General features: G+C 54.7%; 12 protein-coding genes and 1 riboswitch. Of the genes, 5 read left to right on the top strand and 7 right to left on the bottom strand.

From position 1 onward, the window contains the following. Positions 1-28: 28 nt before the first annotated feature. Both H6973_08675 and H6973_08670 read left to right on the top strand, forming a co-directional pair. A complete protein-coding gene (locus tag H6973_08675) occupies positions 29-1,144 on the top strand; it encodes a hypothetical protein (protein ID MCP5125696.1) in 1,116 nt (371 codons plus the stop codon). A 130-nt stretch (positions 1,145-1,274) separates the two neighbouring features. Next, positions 1,275-2,177: a hypothetical protein gene (locus tag H6973_08670; protein MCP5125695.1), complete on the top strand. Its 903-nt coding sequence runs from the start codon at positions 1,275-1,277 to the stop codon at positions 2,175-2,177. A gap of 70 nt (positions 2,178-2,247) precedes the next feature. On the opposite strand, the gene H6973_08665 is transcribed toward H6973_08670, so the two are convergent. Then, complete coding sequence (locus H6973_08665) at positions 2,248-3,612, bottom strand: TrpB-like pyridoxal phosphate-dependent enzyme (protein MCP5125694.1); 1,365 nt, start codon at positions 3,610-3,612, stop codon at positions 2,248-2,250. A gap of 212 nt (positions 3,613-3,824) precedes the next feature. Next, the gene (locus H6973_08660; GenBank protein MCP5125693.1) at positions 3,825-5,456 is read right to left on the bottom strand and encodes an AarF/ABC1/UbiB kinase family protein; all 1,632 of its coding nucleotides are present in this window, start codon (positions 5,454-5,456) and stop codon (positions 3,825-3,827) included. Positions 5,457-5,518: 62 nt separating this feature from the next. Between H6973_08660 and H6973_08655 the strand changes: the two genes are divergently transcribed. Beyond that, positions 5,519-8,254, top strand: a complete 2,736-nt coding sequence (locus H6973_08655; GenBank protein MCP5125692.1) for an AAA family ATPase — start codon at positions 5,519-5,521, stop codon at positions 8,252-8,254. Between the two features lie 23 nt (positions 8,255-8,277). Here the strand turns inward: H6973_08655 and H6973_08650 are convergent, their stop codons facing one another. The 4 genes from H6973_08650 to H6973_08635 all read right to left on the bottom strand — a co-directional run bounded on the left by H6973_08650 (position 8,278) and on the right by H6973_08635 (position 10,950). Further along, positions 8,278-8,442, bottom strand: a complete 165-nt coding sequence (locus H6973_08650; protein MCP5125691.1) for a hypothetical protein — start codon at positions 8,440-8,442, stop codon at positions 8,278-8,280. Between the two features lie 29 nt (positions 8,443-8,471). Further along, positions 8,472-9,512, bottom strand: coding sequence for a c-type cytochrome (locus tag H6973_08645; protein MCP5125690.1), 1,041 nt, complete (start codon positions 9,510-9,512; stop codon positions 8,472-8,474). Between the two features lie 420 nt (positions 9,513-9,932). Next, the gene (locus tag H6973_08640) at positions 9,933-10,544 is read right to left on the bottom strand and encodes a cytochrome b/b6 domain-containing protein (GenBank protein ID MCP5125689.1); all 612 of its coding nucleotides are present in this window, start codon (positions 10,542-10,544) and stop codon (positions 9,933-9,935) included. An 85-nt stretch (positions 10,545-10,629) separates the two neighbouring features. Then, a complete protein-coding gene (locus H6973_08635) occupies positions 10,630-10,950 on the bottom strand; it encodes a PepSY domain-containing protein (protein ID MCP5125688.1) in 321 nt (106 codons plus the stop codon). A 225-nt stretch (positions 10,951-11,175) separates the two neighbouring features. On the opposite strand from H6973_08635, the gene prsT reads away from it, so the two are divergent. Further along, positions 11,176-15,123, top strand: coding sequence for a PEP-CTERM system TPR-repeat protein PrsT (prsT, locus tag H6973_08630; protein ID MCP5125687.1), 3,948 nt, complete (start codon positions 11,176-11,178; stop codon positions 15,121-15,123). Positions 15,124-15,136: 13 nt separating this feature from the next. On the opposite strand, the gene H6973_08625 is transcribed toward prsT, so the two are convergent. Then, the gene (locus tag H6973_08625) at positions 15,137-15,370 is read right to left on the bottom strand and encodes a MoaD/ThiS family protein (protein ID MCP5125686.1); all 234 of its coding nucleotides are present in this window, start codon (positions 15,368-15,370) and stop codon (positions 15,137-15,139) included. Between the two features lie 239 nt (positions 15,371-15,609). Between H6973_08625 and H6973_08620 the strand changes: the two genes are divergently transcribed. Beyond that, complete coding sequence (locus H6973_08620; protein MCP5125685.1) at positions 15,610-16,770, top strand: methionine adenosyltransferase; 1,161 nt, start codon at positions 15,610-15,612, stop codon at positions 16,768-16,770. A 104-nt stretch (positions 16,771-16,874) separates the two neighbouring features. After that, positions 16,875-16,956, top strand: a riboswitch (S-adenosyl-L-homocysteine riboswitch). Positions 16,957-16,962 lie beyond the last annotated feature (6 nt).

Here is a 16,962-nt window from a genome sequence, read left to right as displayed (position 1 = left end):
GCGATTTATTGATCGAGAATACCCTAGTTTGCCTCATCGAACCTACTTTGATTTGACGGATCAATTTCAGGAAGATTATGTGAGTGATCGGTTAAAAGAATTCTCCGCTTATTATAGCAATCGCTTAAGCTATATCGATGTATCCGATTTAATAGAGAGGGTCACCGGGTTCCGACAACTCAGTGACCAAAAAATCCACCATGTGGTGGTTGAAAAGGCGCAAGCGCTCAGTCAAGCGTGCGTCGCGCAAGTGGAAGAAACCTTATCGAAGACGAGTGGTTCTGTCATCAACATTGACCCTGATGTTGATATTTACGACCCAGAAAGTCGGGAAATTCTGATTTTCGAAGATGCCATTCAAGTCCGTGGTCAGAAAGAAAATCGTATAAGAAAACAATCAGTTATAAAGGAAGAAGTGCCAGAGAAATCCGCACCGAAGAAGACGTCTGCCGTATCGAGTGACGTCATTCTCTTTGAAAATAAAGACGGCGATCTTGAATACCTGACCGCACCGATTGATCGACAGGGGAAAGCGATCATTCCGGTTGCTGATATTCTGAAAAGCCGGGTGATTGAAGATTATGGGAAAGAAGAAAAGCCATTGCCGATTATCGCGATTACAGATGGCGCAAAAATCATTCGTGAGCATCTTTGGGCGGTATTTGGTATCACCGTGCTGATTATCCTGGATTGGTACCATCTTGGTAAAAAAATTCGTGATTTAATGAGTATGATTGCCTTGAATAAGGATGAGAAGAATCAGCATCTAAAGTTTATGTTCTATCACCTCTGGCGTGGTGATGTTGTCACGGTTTTGAATTACTTAGTCGAGCAGGTGCAACCCAAAAATGCAGAAAAGCATCTTGAACTGATCAATTATCTTGAAAAACATCAGCATGAAATTATCGATTATCGAAGTCGTCAGATTGCAGGCAAACCCATCGGAAGTGGTTCTATCGAGAAAGGCTGTGATCAAGTTATCGGACGTCGTCAGAAGAAAAAAGGGATGAGTTGGCGTCCTGCAGGAAGTCGAAGTTTAGGCATTTTAAAGGTGATCGAACTCAATAATGAATGGGATTCTGTCTGGTTTCCTCAAGAAGCCGCGAATGATCCGTCAAACTTGCGGTTAGTTTCAAACGCATAGAGCATCACAGGAAAATTTACAGGAGGAGTTATTTTGTGGTTTTATATATAAAATTCATAATATTATAATTTTGGAATAAAAATTGCTTTAATTTTAGTAAAATTTATCTCTACTTTGGGATCCATCCAAAATGAAATTGAACCGGAACAAAGCCTTGTTGATGGCGTATGCCCTGGGGCTTGGTCTGAGCGCCGAAAGCATGGCCGGCGATATCAACATCACTGACGGCAAGTTGCAAGACTGGGGATTATTCACCAATAGCAGTGGCCGTCAACCGTGGACGCCAGAGGGCAATCCAAACGATAAGAATGGCTTTGGCCAATACGTGCATGATGGTCTCACGATTTACTATACCTTTGAGGACTACACCGGTGGTAGTAACGGACGCGTTGATCCTGGTTACGGTGGCCAAGCCTACGACGCTGAGGCGCTTTATGTAACCTGGGATGCCAATAATCTTTATATTGCCTTGGTCACTGGCCATAACCCGAACACCAAGCAAAATCCTCCTGGAGCTTATAGTGCTGGAGATTTCGCGCTGAATTTCTGGAGCGGCGCGAATAACGGCATTTACGATTTTGGCATTCGCACCCCCCATAATTTCAACTCCAGTAGTAATCCAGATAACATCGGCCTATTCACCACTGATGTGTATGAAACGACCAACGATGATTGGCTGAAAGACCCATTTTGGAACACTGAAGCAGTAACGTCGCTGGACATGTCCAAATCGCCGGATAAAGTGGGTTCAGCGGCGATGAAAGTAACCAAGTTGCCCGGCGCCCTCGACATTGGTCCTGGCCCTGCCAACGATTCACATTGGCTCTACGAAGTCAGTGTTGACAAGAGCGTTTTTGGCGATGCGTTCACCAAATACACCGATCTGGATATTAGCTGGACCATGAACTGCGCCAATGACGTGATCACGGTTCGGGATGATATTCTAACGATCGACGAACCGCCGGTTTGGGCGTTGCTGGGTTCGACCCTACCTGTAGTGTTCTGGCGTCGGCGTCGTTCTGCAATACGCTAAGCCGCAATTCCATGCAAGACGGGCGCGGGCGCAGCTCATCATCGGCCACTGCCGCGCCCGTCGGCTTTTTTTACGCCGCTACCGACGGCAATCCCGCCAAGGCCATCGCCAGTTCAGCCTCATCGTAGCTCTGATCGGTCAAATTACCAGCAAAGTAATCCATATAGGCTTGCATATCGAAATGACCGTGGCCACAGAGATTGAACAGAATCGCCCGGCTCACGCCTTCTTCCTTGCAACGTAGAGCTTCGTCAATCGCTCCCTTTACCGCATGATTCGCCTCCGGGGCTGGCAGGATGCCCTCGGCGCGTGCGAACTGTACGCCTGCCTCGAAGCAACCAAGTTGATGGTAGGCACGGGCTTCGATCAACCCCAATTCCTTGACATGGCTGACCAGCGGCGCCATGCCGTGATAACGCAGGCCACCGGCATGAAAACCAGGCGGAGTGAACGTTGAACCTAGTGTATGCATTTTGGTTAATGGCGTCAGATGCGCAGTATCGCCAAAGTCGTAAGCGTATGGACCACGAGTCAGACTGGGACAGGCCGCCGGTTCAATCGCGATGATGCGCGCTTTTCGACCGCCACGCAGTTCGGCGCCAATAAACGGGAAGGCAATGCCAGCAAAGTTGGAGCCGCCGCCGGTGCAACCGATGACCACATCGGGATAGTCATTGGCCATTTCCAGTTGCACCAGGGCTTCTAGACCCACCACCGTCTGATGTAACAGAACGTGATTGAGCACCGAACCTAGCGCGTATTTGGTATCGTCGCGTTGCGCAGCGACTTCGACCGCCTCGGAGATCGCGATGCCCAGGCTGCCGGGATGATCAGGCCGCTGGGCCAGAATCGCTCGCCCCGAGGCGGTTTCCTCGGACGGAGAAGCGACGCAACGTGCGCCATAAGTTTCCATTAAGGCGCGACGATAAGGTTTCTGATTGTAGGAAACCCGCACCATGAATACCTGCACCTCGATGCCGAACAAGGCTCCGGCGAACGCCAGTGAAGAACCCCATTGCCCAGCGCCAGTTTCTGTGGCGATCCGTTTAATGCCGGCTTCCTTGTTGTAAAAGGCTTGCGCGACCGCGGTGTTGGGTTTGTGACTGCCTGCCGGGCTGACGCCTTCGTATTTGTAGTAAATCCTTGCCGGAGTGTCGAGCGCCTTCTCCAGGCGGCGGGCGCGATACAGCGGACTGGGCCGCCACTGCCGGTAAATATCGCGCACCGGTTCCGGGATTTCAATGTCCCGCTCACTGGCGACCTCCTGCTGGATCAGCGTCATGGGAAACAGCGGCGCCAGATCATCCGGGCCAATCGGTTGCAGAGCGCCGGGATGCAACACTGGCGGCGGCGGCGCAGGTAAATCGGCAACCAGATTGTACCAGAATTTAGGCATTCGGGTTTCGTCGAGTACGTATTTGACGGATTCAGTCATATCGGTTCCTGAAAAGGCATCCGCCCTGTGGGCGGTTCGGGTTGCTCCCGCTCGCCGGACAGGGCGGGTCTTGAAAGTTTGATGCGCGCTGCCGGAAGCGCCAATTTCATTTTAGCGCAAGTTCAACAGAGACGAGTATAGAGGCATCAGGAACGGAAACAGGAAGTTACTCCTGAATTTGTCCGGCTTGCACGTGGAAAGACCACAAACGCTTAGTCCCCGCGCCAGTAAATCCACCATCCGGCAAACAACAATCCGCCTCCCACCAGCCAGCCTTCCGACTGGAGCAGGATGAGCACCCCGCCGATAATACAGGCTGCGGCGACAATGGCGCCGCGCAACCCGACCAGTGTGTGTTGTGTAGAAGACAATGACGGAGTTGATTCCAACCGATGACCGGATTGCGCCAGCAACTCTGGCAATCGACTGGCTAAATCCAGGAGTTCCGGGCCATTACGCCATAATTCCCGTCCGAAACGTTTTAACTGAAACTGTTCGCGGAAAATGCGCTCGATGTGGGTCCGGGAAATCGCCACCACATCCAGCTCAGGTTCGACCATCCGCCCCACCCCTTCAAAAGTGACCAGCGCCTTGACCATCAGCACCAGATCGACCCGGAAATACATGCAGTGGCGGCCCCCCAAACGCATTGATTCCAGGATGAGTCGAGCAATGCTGAACTCGCCACGAGCGGCGCGCAGTAAAAAGCGCTGTGACAGTTCCACAACTGAACGCCGGAAGCCGGCTAGATCACCGCCGCCCGGTCCTGGCCGGGCAATTTCGCAAAGATGTTGGGCCGCTTTATCGATATCACCATTGACCAGCGAATAGTAGTAGTACAGCAATCGCCGGCGGGTTTGCTCCTCAAAGCGTCCAACCATGCCTAGGTCAATAAAGCCGATCCGTAAGGGCGGTCCTGGTAAAATCAGTAGATTGCCGGCGTGCAAGTCAGCATGAAAGAACCCATGCTGGTACAGCATCCGCAAAATGGCTCGCGCCCCCAAGTGAGCAATCTGCATCCGCTCTGAATCCTCCAATGCGAAGGTCGCCGGCGCTCCTGGTTTGAACCCGTTCAGAAACTCCATTGTTAACACACTGTCGGTGCTGAGTTCCCGATGCATGACCGGGAACACGATCGCTGGATCCTGCTCAAACTGGGCAGTGAAGATATCGCCGTTATCCGCTTCGACAGTCAAATCTAGTTCGCGAGTCGTATAACTACGAAATTCCTCGATAATGGCAACGATCTCGTACTGAGGTATGAACGGTTCTAGCACCACGCCCAGCCAACCTAATAATCGAAGATCCACCAACACCAACTCGCGCACCCCAGGTTTAAGCACCTTAACCACGACCGCCTGCCCATCGCGGGTTGTAGCACGATGGACTTGGGCCAGCGATGCCGAACCCAAAGGCTGTTCCTCAATGTGGAGAAACAACTCGGTCAAAGGGCGCTCCAACTCAGCTTCGATCAAAGTGTGAATGATTGAGAAAGATACAGCTGGCGCCTGATCGAACAGATTTTTCAATTCATCTGTAATGGCGTGTGGTAACATATCTTCACGCACTGCCAGAATCTGGCCAAGCTTAATGTAAGTCGGTCCGAGCCGCTCCAGACGGTAGCGCAGTTGAGTCGCAAACGACAGGTTGACCAGCTCAGGATCAAGCCCGCGCTCCACCAAGGCCGCCGCCAATCGGAGCGGCCAGTGACTACGACGATGCCGCCATTCCGGAGGCAGACTGCGAACGTGGGCTAATAAACCGCCGCTCAGTAAACCGAGTAACTGATGAATGACCGTCAGCAAACGCCGTAATAACCACCGACGACGCGCCGGGAATCGCATGGGGACTGTTTGGATTGACATAAGCGTCGTAAACTTGCGGGTAGCGACTGGCGGGAGGGGATATGCAAACCACCAATACCGGCTCTGATCATCAGCCCTTCGGACCGAAGGAGCTTAAGCGTTTTTATCATAATGCCACTTTTGATGCTGCTTGCGAGGATATCCTGAAGAGTATTCGGGAACGAAGAGGCATTATTCTGCTGACAGGAGAAGCCGGTGTCGGCAAGACGCTAGTGTTGCGTCATTGCATGGCGGAAGCCAGCGATGTCCACTTTGTACTACTGACCAACGCCAGCCTCGACTTTCCTGATATTCTGAATTATCTATGCGCCCATCTAGAATTGCCGGCTGACCATCTGGACGCCGGTCAGCAAAGCCGATTGTTGCTGGATATGCTGGCGGCGCGCGCGCGCCGCGATCAGATTATCGCACTATTAATTGACGACGCTCACCATCTGCGCCTCAGCGTTTTGCGCCATCTGTACGATTTCGTGGAGATGCCCGCAGTCCCCGCGCATCGTCTGCAAGTCGTATTGACCGGATTGCCGGATATCGAGGGCAAACTGCGCCAACCCGAGTTGCACCGACTCCAGACCAGTATTGCGGTGCGCTGTCGCCTCGACATCCTGAGCGATCAGGAAACGAAAAAATTTATCCGCCACCAATTTGAAACCGCCGAGCACTGGGATGGTAGCCAGCCCCCGGATGCGGTGACTGAGCGCATCGTCCAATATTGTCAAGGCATTCCACGCGCTATCGTCATGCTCTGCGATACCTTGCTGCTGTTTGCAAGCCTGGAAGCCGATGGGGAAATTACCCAGGCGCTGGTTGATGAAGCAGCCCGAAGTTGTTTTCTGAACGAACCTGCCCAAAAATCGCTGGCGTCGAATGCTGATAATCCGCCGGGCACGACTGAGGCGATGCCTTCCTTGTCGGACAATAAGGGGGGATTCGATCTGGATTTTCCCGATCTGGGCCTGAGTTTCGATTTCGATCTGGAAGAAACTCTGAAGACGGATGCAAACAGCCCGGTCGAATCGGCACCGGACGAAACGATTCTCGTCCTACCCTCGGACGAGACCTTGCCGCCAACACAGCTGGTCATCGAAGAAACGCCAATACCGCTAGAGTTGCCTCCCGCCAGCAAACCGACCGAGACCGGCGCCGAACCGCGCAAGACAACCGCCATATCGCCGTCCCTACGCGAGTTCGCTAACCTGCTCAGCGACCTGGGAGTAAAACAGGATCGCAAGGAGGCCCAGGACCGTGAAGCGCTACAGTATTTTCGAAACCGGTATCTGCGCTGGCTGCATGACAGTGATTCAGTGCAACGGGATGAACACGAGCGAAGATTTGCGCGGTTGCAGGAAACTCGACAACCCGTGCTGATCGGTTTGGCAACCGCGGCTCCGGTATTACCTGGGCGGAATGGCGTACTCTGCGCCTTGCTTATTAATCCTACCTGGTGGCTGTACCGGGAAATCCAGTTGCATGTGCGCAGTCCTGATCTGGTCTTCGCTCAGGATGGGCAAGCACCCCCGGTCCGGTTGCTGGATGGCCGTGACGCCCAACCGGTTTATCTGGATTATCGTCTACTCCACACAGAACCGGCGCGAGCAACGCTCTGGCTGGAACTCGAACTCTGCGATCATCGCGGAGAATGGTCGGTTTACGCGAACCGGCTAGAGATTCGCCTGGATTTTTCGCCCGGAAGTCAGGAAAGTCCCAAGATGGAAGCCGGATCGGGCGTTGAGCCTGCCTGTGATCGGTTCTGGCCGGATCTTCCTGTGGCTGGATCAGATGCTGGAGTATGGCTGTCGGGTGCGATAGGGAGCGGAAATCTGGCCTGTACCCTCCTGCTCGAACTGGAAGACAATCCCGAGCATACTCACCACCTGCGCACAACCAATGAACAGACGCTGAGCCGGGGCACCCCGCTGACCCGGGCCTTGTTGTTGGCTGTTGATCCGGCGCAGGCTCCAGCGCGCATCGAATTGGTCTCTCGTCCCTTTATGATTTTTGGTCGACAGAGTGCTGCTGGGGCTGGATTTGGCGATTTCACGTTGGGTTTCATCCCGAAATACAGTCGGATTTCCCGCTTACATTGTGTGGTCTGTGCGCTGGGCGATCAATTAGCGTTAATGGCGGTCAGCGATCACGGTCATACCTATACGGGGCGCAACGGCCAGCGGCTGGATCGCGGGTGCTGGGAAATACTGGAAACGGATGATGTAGTCGATGTTTGCGACTTGTACCACTTGCGGCTCTCTGTGGCTTGGGATCATAAAAAAGAGCGCGAGACGCTGGACTGGGATCTCCAGGAGCCGCGCGACCGCTTCGGCCACTATCTGCTGGAACTGGTTGAGGTGCTGCGTCAACGCGACCAGCAGGCCGACAACAACGAGTTACGGGTCAATCTCCGCAACCGTTACCTCCACTTGATGCGCATGCAGGATCGAGTAGCCGAATTGAATGGCGTCGGTAATCCCGGCGCGTTGCATTATGTCCGCTTTGAGCGCGATGACGCGGCCCACCAGCAGGTCGTGCACTACTATGTGCCCAAGTGGCTGCCCATTGGCGCTTCCCCACAGGATGGTTTGCGTATCAACGCGCCGGATGTGATCCCTCATCATGCGGAATTGTTATTTCGGGACGGCATGTACTGGATCCAGAATCTGGGGGCATCGGGTTCGGTGCAGGTCGGCTGCCACGGGTTGGCGACCAATGAGGTGCTAGCGCTGGAGACCGGCGATTCGCTGGCGATTGGCTCGGCGCGGTTCACGTTCGAGGGGTATTAGTCGCCGAGCACACATGGCGACTGCTAACCCAATATCAAGCACGACAACATGGTAAGGTTCTGACTTCCCCATGAATTCGGGGCGCCAACGCCATCCGTGGCGACATCCACCGCAAATCCAGCCTGTTCCAGTTCAGTTCGCAAGCGATCGCCCGATAGCGTATCGTTTTCGACCAATAACAGGCGCATGATGACGAATCCTGTTTTGGTGGAGTGTGTTAGTTTTCGGTCAGTAGACCGCCGGGAGTCGGCGGTAGCCTCGGCATAATTTGTTGCGGAAACGGGCCGTCTAATGCTCTGAGGAAAGCGACGATGTCCTGGATCTCAGCATCATTCAAATCTTTGTTAAGCTGGGTCTTGGCCATGACACGCACCGCTTCGTCGAGGCTTTTGACTGAACCGTTGTGGAAGTACGGCGCGGTGTAAGTCAGATTGCGCAGCGTCTGCACCCGCCACAAATATTTGTCCTCCTCCTTTTGAGTGACAGTGTAGCGGCCTGGATCCTCAGTCAGCTTGTACTGGGTTTCGTATGGGCTGCCAGCGAAGACCGGGAATTTCATTAAGAAACCCTGACCCGCCGGCATGTTGGTGGAACCATTAAAAGCCGGACCGGAGTGACAGGCCGTGCAACCGGTTTTGGCAAAGGCATCCATACCTCTAATCTGCTGCTCAGTCATGGCTTTTTTATCGCCCTTGACATAACGATCGTAAGCGCTGTTCGGCGTGATCAGGGTGCGCTCATAAGCTGCGATGGCTTTAGCCGCGTTGTCCATGGTTATAGCGTCTTTACCAAACGCTGCTTCGAAATAAGGTTGGTAACCGGGAATCGCCTGGATGCGGCCAATGGTGGCGTCCAGGTTCGGCATGCCCATTTCAATCGGATTAGCCGGCGGTCCTTTGGCCTGCTCTTCGAGAGAGGGCGCGCGGCCATCCCAAAACTGTGCTGAGTTGAACGCCGCATTCCAGACAGTTGGCGCGTTGCGACCGCCGACCTGCCCATGAACGCCTATGGACGTAGGCCGGTGATCATCGCCGCCCTCCATTACGTTGTGGCAAGAAAAGCAGGACACGGTGCCGGTTGAGGAAAAGCGGGTATCGAAATACAGCATCTTGCCAAGTGTGACCTTGGCTTCAGTGGTTGGATTATCCGCGGGATCGGGCGCTTTTTCGGGCAGCGCCGACCAGCGGCTGTCAGTAGCCGATACGGGTACGCTCAAGGTGGTCAAGCTAACTAGCAGATAGATCGCTGGTTTTCTCATAACTGGATTCTTTAATCTTTAGTGGATATGAGGTTTCGTGAAAGAAATCCCTTAAGAAGTGGGTGGGTAGCCCGGCATTTTCCCGCATGGCTCGTTCTGTCTGGAGAAATGGTCATAAGGAAATTGACATAAGTTCTACTTTGTCGGATTTATATTTTTGATTTATTTAAATAATCATAATTCGATTTTGATCACAAGGCAAGCTGGATGAGGCGGCCTACGAAAGAGACTTCCCCAGAGGCAGCAAAAAAACGCGACCGCGGGTACGAAGGATAGTGGCTTGCTAGTCGGGATGGGTCCAGCAGCTCCTGGACTTTCGTGATCGCTTCAGAGAGCATTTCCGCCAATCACGCTGAAAATATCACCAACATCGTCCGTGATGTCGTAACTTTGTATAAAGTGGTAGCCTGCTGCTGCGCTTCAAGCCCGCTTGCGCCCGGTGATCATGGCGTGAGCGAGATTCTCCCGGTGCAGTAAACTTTCCCATATCACGCCGGTGAGGTGCCCGACGACTAGGATCAGCGTGAAGTTTGCAAAGAATTCATGAGTTTCCTTGGCAATGTCGATCAGACTATCGCTGCTGTTTACCAATAATCCGGCCAGCGGTCCCATCCCCTTGTCAGCGCCGTAGAGTATTAAACCAGCGGTGACGGTGACGGTGAGGCTCAACAACAAAATGATGATCATTGCACCACCGGCGGGGTTGTGGCCGAGATGGCGGGGCGCGCGCAACGTCAATACCTGTTGGGTATAAGTGAAAATTTCACGTGGACTGCGCACGAAGTCACTGAACCGGGCGTAAGGGGGGCCGGTGAAACCCCAGATCAGGCGAAAAATCAGCAGTCCGACAATAGTATAGCCGGACCAGACATGGATAGTTTGTAACAACGCTCCATCGACGTTTTCCAGAAGATCTTCAAACAACTCGCCCTGGCTGAAATAGGCCAGCGTAAAGGCGATGACCAGGCTCCAGTGAAACAGGCGAACCCAGAGATCCCAAACGGTGATTTCGGTGGTATTGCGGTCGGTCATGACAGGATGCTGTATCGGTGATGCCTCCATCGTAGCAAAAGCGCCAACGCGGAGGCGGGTTTATGCGCAGGAAAAGCTGTGGTGGTTACTCGCTCTTTTCGTCGACCAGCGCCCCAGTCGCGATCTCGTAGTACACCTTCCATTTTTTTCCGTCAGCACCATCAATTTTGACTTCCCAGGTCTGTTTGCCTTTATGACCATCCTCATACGCTTTGGTGACTTTGCCTGGATGCGCCTTGATTGCCATTTCCACGGCCTGCTCCTTGGTGATTTTGCCAGAGGTTACAGCGGCGGACGAGCTGGTGGCTGGCGCTATCATCTCCTTAGTTTCAGAAGCGGAGGCAGGGAGGGTGCAAAGGGTGGCGGCGAGAGTGGCGGCAACGAACAGCGATTTACGAATAATCATTAAGATTTCCTTAATTAAAGTGGATCGAGAATAGGGCGGGTCACCGCCGGTTATCGTGGCCAAAGCCCCCTCCGAACGCGACCTTGAGCGACACTTTAACGCACGTACCTTAAACCAAGCTGAAATTCATTAGTCCAACGGTCGGCTAGTAAAGTGGTTAGCCTATAATCACAATATTCATTGAGCCACTGCCTCCAACCTGATGACTTACTTTTGGAGTCTGTCATGAAATCCCGTTATCGTTTATTGACTTTTCCCTTACGCACTCTGGCGCTGGGTTGCTGCCTGGGAGTCGGCGTCACCATTGGACTAGTGAGCTGCGGTGATCGCACCACCGATGTCGAGCATGTTCAGCGAGCCCGGGAATATCAAACCAAGCAAGAGTGGCAAGCCAGCGTTATCGAACTCAAAAACGCCTTGCAGAAGAATCCGGAGAACCGCGATGCCCGGTTGCTGCTGGGGCAAATTTATGTGAAGACCGGCAACGGCGCGCCCGCGGAGAAGGAGTTGCAACGCGCTCAGGAGTTGGGCGCCGAGCGCAACGCCTGGCTGTTGCCACTGGCGCGATCCTACTTGCTGCAAGGCCAGAATCAAAAAGTGCTGGAGCTGACTCCGGAAGAAAGTGATTCGCCAGCGACTCAAGCAACACTGCGGGCGTTGCACGGACTTGCTCAACTGGCGCTTGGACAACCCGACGCCGCTAAAACCAGTCTGGATCAGGCGCTGGCATTGCAGCCAAACGATCCCGACGCTTTGCTGGGCCTGGGCCAGTTGGCGCTGATCAACCGCAACTACAGCGAGGCCGAAGCCTTCGCCAGCAAGGCCAGTGAGCAGAATCCGGATGACCTGCGACCCTGGTTTATCAAAGTGCGGTTGCATCGCTTGCAAAATGATGATCCGGCAACGCTCAAAGCCTTGCAGCGCATTCTCGAACTACAACCGGAAAACGCTGCCGCTCTGTTGGAGCAGGCGCAGATCCTGATCGCCCAGGGCAAGCAGGATGAAGCCCTGGCCGATGTCGAAACCGTTCGCAAGCGCCAACCGAATCTGCCGGAGGCCAATTATCTGCGCGGCAGCATCCTGTTCCAGAAGAAGGAACTGACCCCGGCTCAGGATGCCTTGCTGCAGGTGCTAAGAGTCGCGCCCGACCATCCTGGCAGTCAGTTCTTGTTGGGCTCCATCAATTATGAACAAGGCAATTTAGGGTTGGCCGAACAGTACCTGACGTCATTCGTTGGCCGCCTGCCCAGCTATCTGCCAGCGCGTCTGCTGCTGGCCGCTACCCAGCTTAAGCTGGAAAAACCAGATCAGGCTATTAACACCCTGACGCCGGCGCTGGCCCAGTCGCCGGATGACGCCCAGTTGCTGGCCCTGCTCGGCAGCGCCTATCTGCAAAACCGGGATTACGCTAAAGGTTCGGAATATTTGCAGAAAGCAGCGCAGATTGCCCCGGATGCCGCCAATATCCGCACCCAGTTGGCGCTATCGCGGCTTGGAGAAGGTAAAGCCGGCGAGGCGGTTCGCGAACTGCAAGGGTTGGTCGATCTGGGACAGGACGTACTCCAGGCGGATCTGTTGCTGGTGCAAGCCTATTTGCAGCAGAAGGATTATGACAAGGCGATCACTGCCGCCAGCGAACTGGTGAAGAAAAAACCGGACGATCCGGTTGCGCATAACCTGTTAGGCGGAGCGTATCTGGCCAAGGGCGAGGATAAAAAAGCCCGTAGCGAATTTGAACGGGCGCTGCGGCTGAATCCGGACTTCAGCACTCCGGCGCTGAATCTCGCGTTGCTGGAATTGAAAGCCGGCAATCGTAACGCTGCCCGGGAATTGTATGAAAAGATCGTCGCCAAAGAACCCGGTAACCTGGGTGCCCTGCTGCGCCTGGCCGGACTGGCTGAACAGGCAGGACAGAGCGAGCAAACGCTGCGCTGGCTGGAACAGGCCTGGGATAAAAATCCTGCCTCCCTGGAAGCCGGTCTGGCGCTGATTGGCCAGTATCAGGCCGCCAACCTGAATGTGAAGGCGCTCAACGTAGCGCGCGGCCTGGAAGCGGCTAATCCCGAACATCCAGCCGCACAGCGGGCGCTCGGTCTGGCGCTGCTGGCGGATGGCCGGCCTGATGACGCTGTTAAAACGTTCCGCAAACTGGCCGAATTGCAGCCACAATCGCCGGAACCCTGGCATCTGATCGCCTTAACCCAGGCGCGTTCCCAGAAATTCAAAGAAGCCGCGGAAGCGATTAGCAGGGCGCTGGCGATTCAGGGCGACTATCTACCCTCGCTGGTGGCCCGCGTCGAATTGCAAGCACAGCAGGGGAAATTTGCTGAGGCGCTGACCGGCGCCAAGGCGCTGCAAAAACAGTTTGCCAATCTGAATGTGGGCTACCGCCTGGAAGGCAATCTGTACGTCCGACAAAAGGATTTCACCAAAGCACTGGCCGCTTATCAGGCCGCTTACGCCAAAACTCCGGACAGTCAAACCGTGCTCATGCTGGCCGGGGCGCAGCAGGTCACCGGCGACAGCGAAGCGGCGTTGAAGATATTACGCGACTGGCTGACGGCGCATCCGGACGATGTTCAAGTGCGTACTCGACTGGCGGCTGAGTTGCAACGTCTGGGAAGGCGCGAGGAAGCAATCGCTGAATATGAACGGCTCGCCAAGCGGGAAGCGGTGGACGAAGGCAGCGGTGCGATCACTCTGGACCGTGGCCTGCAGCAGGCGGATACCCTGTTGGTGCAGGCTTATCTCCAGCAAAAGGAATTCGACAAGGCGATCGCTGCTGCTAAGGATTTGACCGAAAAACGGCCGAATGAGTCGGGGGCGTTCAATCTGCTGGGTGCGGTCTATCTTGCGCAGGGCGATGACCAGGCGGCGCGAGCTGCCTTTGATCAGGCGTTGAAATTGCAACCCAACCATGTCCCTGCGCAAATGAACCTGGCGACGCTGGATGTCAAAAGCGGAAATCGGGCCGGCGCGCAGCTGCGCTATCGGCAGGTTCTGGAGCGGGATCCGGACAATTTCGCAGCCCTGATACGATTGTCGGCGCTGCTGGGGCGTACTGACGAGTCATTGCGTTTATTGGAGCAGGCTTGGAACCGGAGACCGGACTCCATCGATGTCGGTTTAGCCTTGGCCCAGGAATACACAAACCGTGGCGACAAGGATAAGGCGCTGACCGTAGTGCAAAATCTGGAAAAGGTGAAAGCAGACGATCCACGGGTTGTCCGGGCGATGGGTCTAACTCAAGCCAGCAATGGCAAGACAACCGAGGCGATCGCCAGCTTCCAGAAGTTAGCCAGTCTGTTGCCGCAATCGCCGGAACCCTGGTATCTGACGGCGATGGCGCAAAGCGCAGCCAAGAACGTTAGCGCTGCAACCAAGTCGCTGGACAAAGCCCTGGCCATTCAAAATAACTACTTACCAGCGCTGGTCGCCAAGGTGCAGTTGCAGCAACAAGGACAGGAAGTTGACCAGGCGCTGGAGGGCGTCCGCCACATTCAAGCCCTGTACCCGGATCAAATAACGGGCTATGTGCTGGAAGGCGATTTACATCTGCGACAAAAGGAATTTGCGCCAGCGGTAGAAGCTTATCAGTCGGCGTATGCCAAAACGCCCAATAACCAGACCGCGACGCGGTTGGCCAACGCCCAGTGGCAGGCCGGTGATCGGGAAGCAGCGCTAGCGACCTTGCGGCAATGGTTGACCAGTGAACCTAAGGACAATCGCGCGCGCTTGCAGTACGCGATGTATTTGCAAGAATCGAATCGTAAAACGGAAACGATTACGGAGTACGAACAACTGGCCGAGCGCTTGCCGGATAATCCCATAGTCCTGAACAATCTGGCCTGGTTCTACTACGAAACCGGCGATTCTCGCGCGCTGCGTTATGCGGAACGCGCGCATGACAAGGCGCCGGATAATCCGGAAGTGGCGGATACCCTGGGCTGGATTCTGGTGCAGCGCAATGAAGCGTTGCGTGGCCTGGAGTTCCTGGAAAAAGCAGCGGACAAGCTGCCAGATCAGCCTTCGGTGCGCTATCACCTGGCAGCGGCCTACGCCAAATTGGGACGCAAGGACGCTGCTCGGCAGGCATTGGAAAAACTGGCGGACGTTTCGGCGTTCCCGGAACAGGAAGAAGCGCGCAAGCTGTTGGAAAGCCTGAGACAGTAAAGACAGGTTGCTTCTATCCTCCTGTGACGGGTGGAAAAAACGCCACCTCATCGCCGTCTTGCACAGGGTGCGTCCATTCCGCATATTCCAGATTCACCGCCGCCAGCAGGTTTGATGGCGGCGGTGAATCTGGGTGTAACGCGGCCCAAATGCTGGCGACTGTCCACCCCTTAGCAAAGGGTAATTCATCGCTGGCGCGGCCTAGCTGGTCACGCAAACTGGCGAAGTATCTAATTTGAATAGCCATTTATTTTCCCTCATCATGCGCTGAAGAGACCTGAAAACACTGATCGGCTCCAAGATCAAAAGTTTATCTAGGCCCGTCTTTCGCTCAGCTGGGTCGTTAATAACCAACTAAATAGCATAAAAAATACAGATGCAAATATCTTATTTTCCGGGTAGACTGATTCCATTGAAATAGCTGGCGCTGCCTTGGCGTCCGCCATTCCCTTAATACCGCCACTGTTTTCGAGGACCCGCCATCTTATGAGCCGAACCTATCTGTTCACTTCCGAATCTGTCTCCGAGGGACATCCGGATAAAATCGCTGATCAGATTTCCGATGCCGTGCTGGATGCCATTATCGCTGAGGATCCCAGAGCGCGAGTCGCCTGCGAAACTCTGATCAAAACCGGCGTGGTTGTGCTGGCTGGAGAGATTACCACTTCGGCCTGGGTAGATTTCGACCAGATCGTGCGTGATACCGTCGTGGGCATCGGCTACGACAATTCCAACGTGGGTTTTGACGGCGCCACCTGCGCGGTGCTGTCCTGCATCGGCAAGCAATCCGCCAATATCGCGCAAGGCGTGGATCGCGCTAAGCCCGAGGAACAGGGCGCAGGCGATCAAGGTCTGATGTTTGGCTACGCCACTAACGAAACGGATGTACTGATGCCAGCGCCGATTACCTATGCTCATCGGTTGGTGCAGCGACAGGCGGAAATGCGCAAGAGCGGGGTGCTGCCCTGGTTGCGGCCTGACGCCAAGAGCCAGATCACCTTCCGCTATGAGGACAATCAGGTCGCCGGCGTCGAAGCCGTGGTGCTGTCAACCCAGCATGATGCCGACATTACTTACAAACTGCTGTGCGAAGCGGTGATGGAAAATATCGTCCTGCCCGTACTGCCTCCCGAATGGCTGGACAAGCATACTCAATATCACATTAACCCAACCGGCAGTTTCGTCATCGGCGGTCCCGTGGGTGATTGCGGCCTGACCGGACGCAAGATCATCGTCGATACCTACGGCGGTTCCGCCCATCACGGTGGCGGCGCTTTTTCCGGTAAAGACCCCTCCAAGGTCGATCGTTCCGCGGCTTACGCCGGGCGTTATGTAGCCAAGAACATTGTCGCCGCCGGCCTGGCGGACAAATGCGAAATCCAGGTCTCCTATGCGATTGGCGTCGCTGAGCCGACATCAATCAACGTCAATACCTTTGGCACCGGCAAGCTGGATGAAGATCGGCTGGTCACGATTATTCGCGGCCATTTCGATCTACGGCCTTACGGACTGGTCAAGATGCTGGACTTGATCCGACCCATCTATCGCAAGACGGCTGCTTATGGACACTTTGGCCGGGAAGAACCGGAATTTACCTGGGAGCGCACCGATCGGGCTGACGCGCTGCGCGAAGCCGCCGGACTTTAAGCCTTGTGATGCTCAGGGAACGATTCGTTGATGATTGCGGTCATTTGGCAAGCGATTGACCTGATCATCGTTAGTTTTTCCGCTTAATTGATTTTCCTGCCCCCCACGCCGAGGGGCGCTGCAGCGGTTATTGACCGTCAGGCTCGGTGTGGCATGGCTTTCACAAGCCAACGGCGCCCGTTCATTCCAACC

The sequence above is a fragment of the Gammaproteobacteria bacterium genome (assembly GCA_024235095.1).
GTDB lineage: Bacteria > Pseudomonadota > Gammaproteobacteria > Competibacterales > Competibacteraceae > UBA2383.
The sequence above is the reverse complement of the archived record's forward strand: the minus strand, read 5'-3'. Positions and strand labels throughout refer to the sequence as shown.

Coding starts and splice junctions, on each gene's coding strand:
- H6973_08625 (MCP5125686.1), bottom strand. CDS start 15,370: ATGGCTATTCAAATTAGATACTTCGCCAGTTTGCGTGACCAGCTAGGC.
- H6973_08635 (MCP5125688.1), bottom strand. CDS start 10,950: ATGATTATTCGTAAATCGCTGTTCGTTGCCGCCACTCTCGCCGCCACC.
- H6973_08620 (MCP5125685.1), top strand. CDS start 15,610: ATGAGCCGAACCTATCTGTTCACTTCCGAATCTGTCTCCGAGGGACAT.
- H6973_08665 (MCP5125694.1), bottom strand. CDS start 3,612: ATGACTGAATCCGTCAAATACGTACTCGACGAAACCCGAATGCCTAAA.
- H6973_08655 (MCP5125692.1), top strand. CDS start 5,519: ATGCAAACCACCAATACCGGCTCTGATCATCAGCCCTTCGGACCGAAG.
- H6973_08660 (MCP5125693.1), bottom strand. CDS start 5,456: ATGCGATTCCCGGCGCGTCGTCGGTGGTTATTACGGCGTTTGCTGACG.
- prsT (MCP5125687.1), top strand. CDS start 11,176: ATGAAATCCCGTTATCGTTTATTGACTTTTCCCTTACGCACTCTGGCG.
- H6973_08645 (MCP5125690.1), bottom strand. CDS start 9,512: ATGAGAAAACCAGCGATCTATCTGCTAGTTAGCTTGACCACCTTGAGC.
- H6973_08670 (MCP5125695.1), top strand. CDS start 1,275: ATGAAATTGAACCGGAACAAAGCCTTGTTGATGGCGTATGCCCTGGGG.
- H6973_08650 (MCP5125691.1), bottom strand. CDS start 8,442: ATGCGCCTGTTATTGGTCGAAAACGATACGCTATCGGGCGATCGCTTG.
- H6973_08640 (MCP5125689.1), bottom strand. CDS start 10,544: ATGACCGACCGCAATACCACCGAAATCACCGTTTGGGATCTCTGGGTT.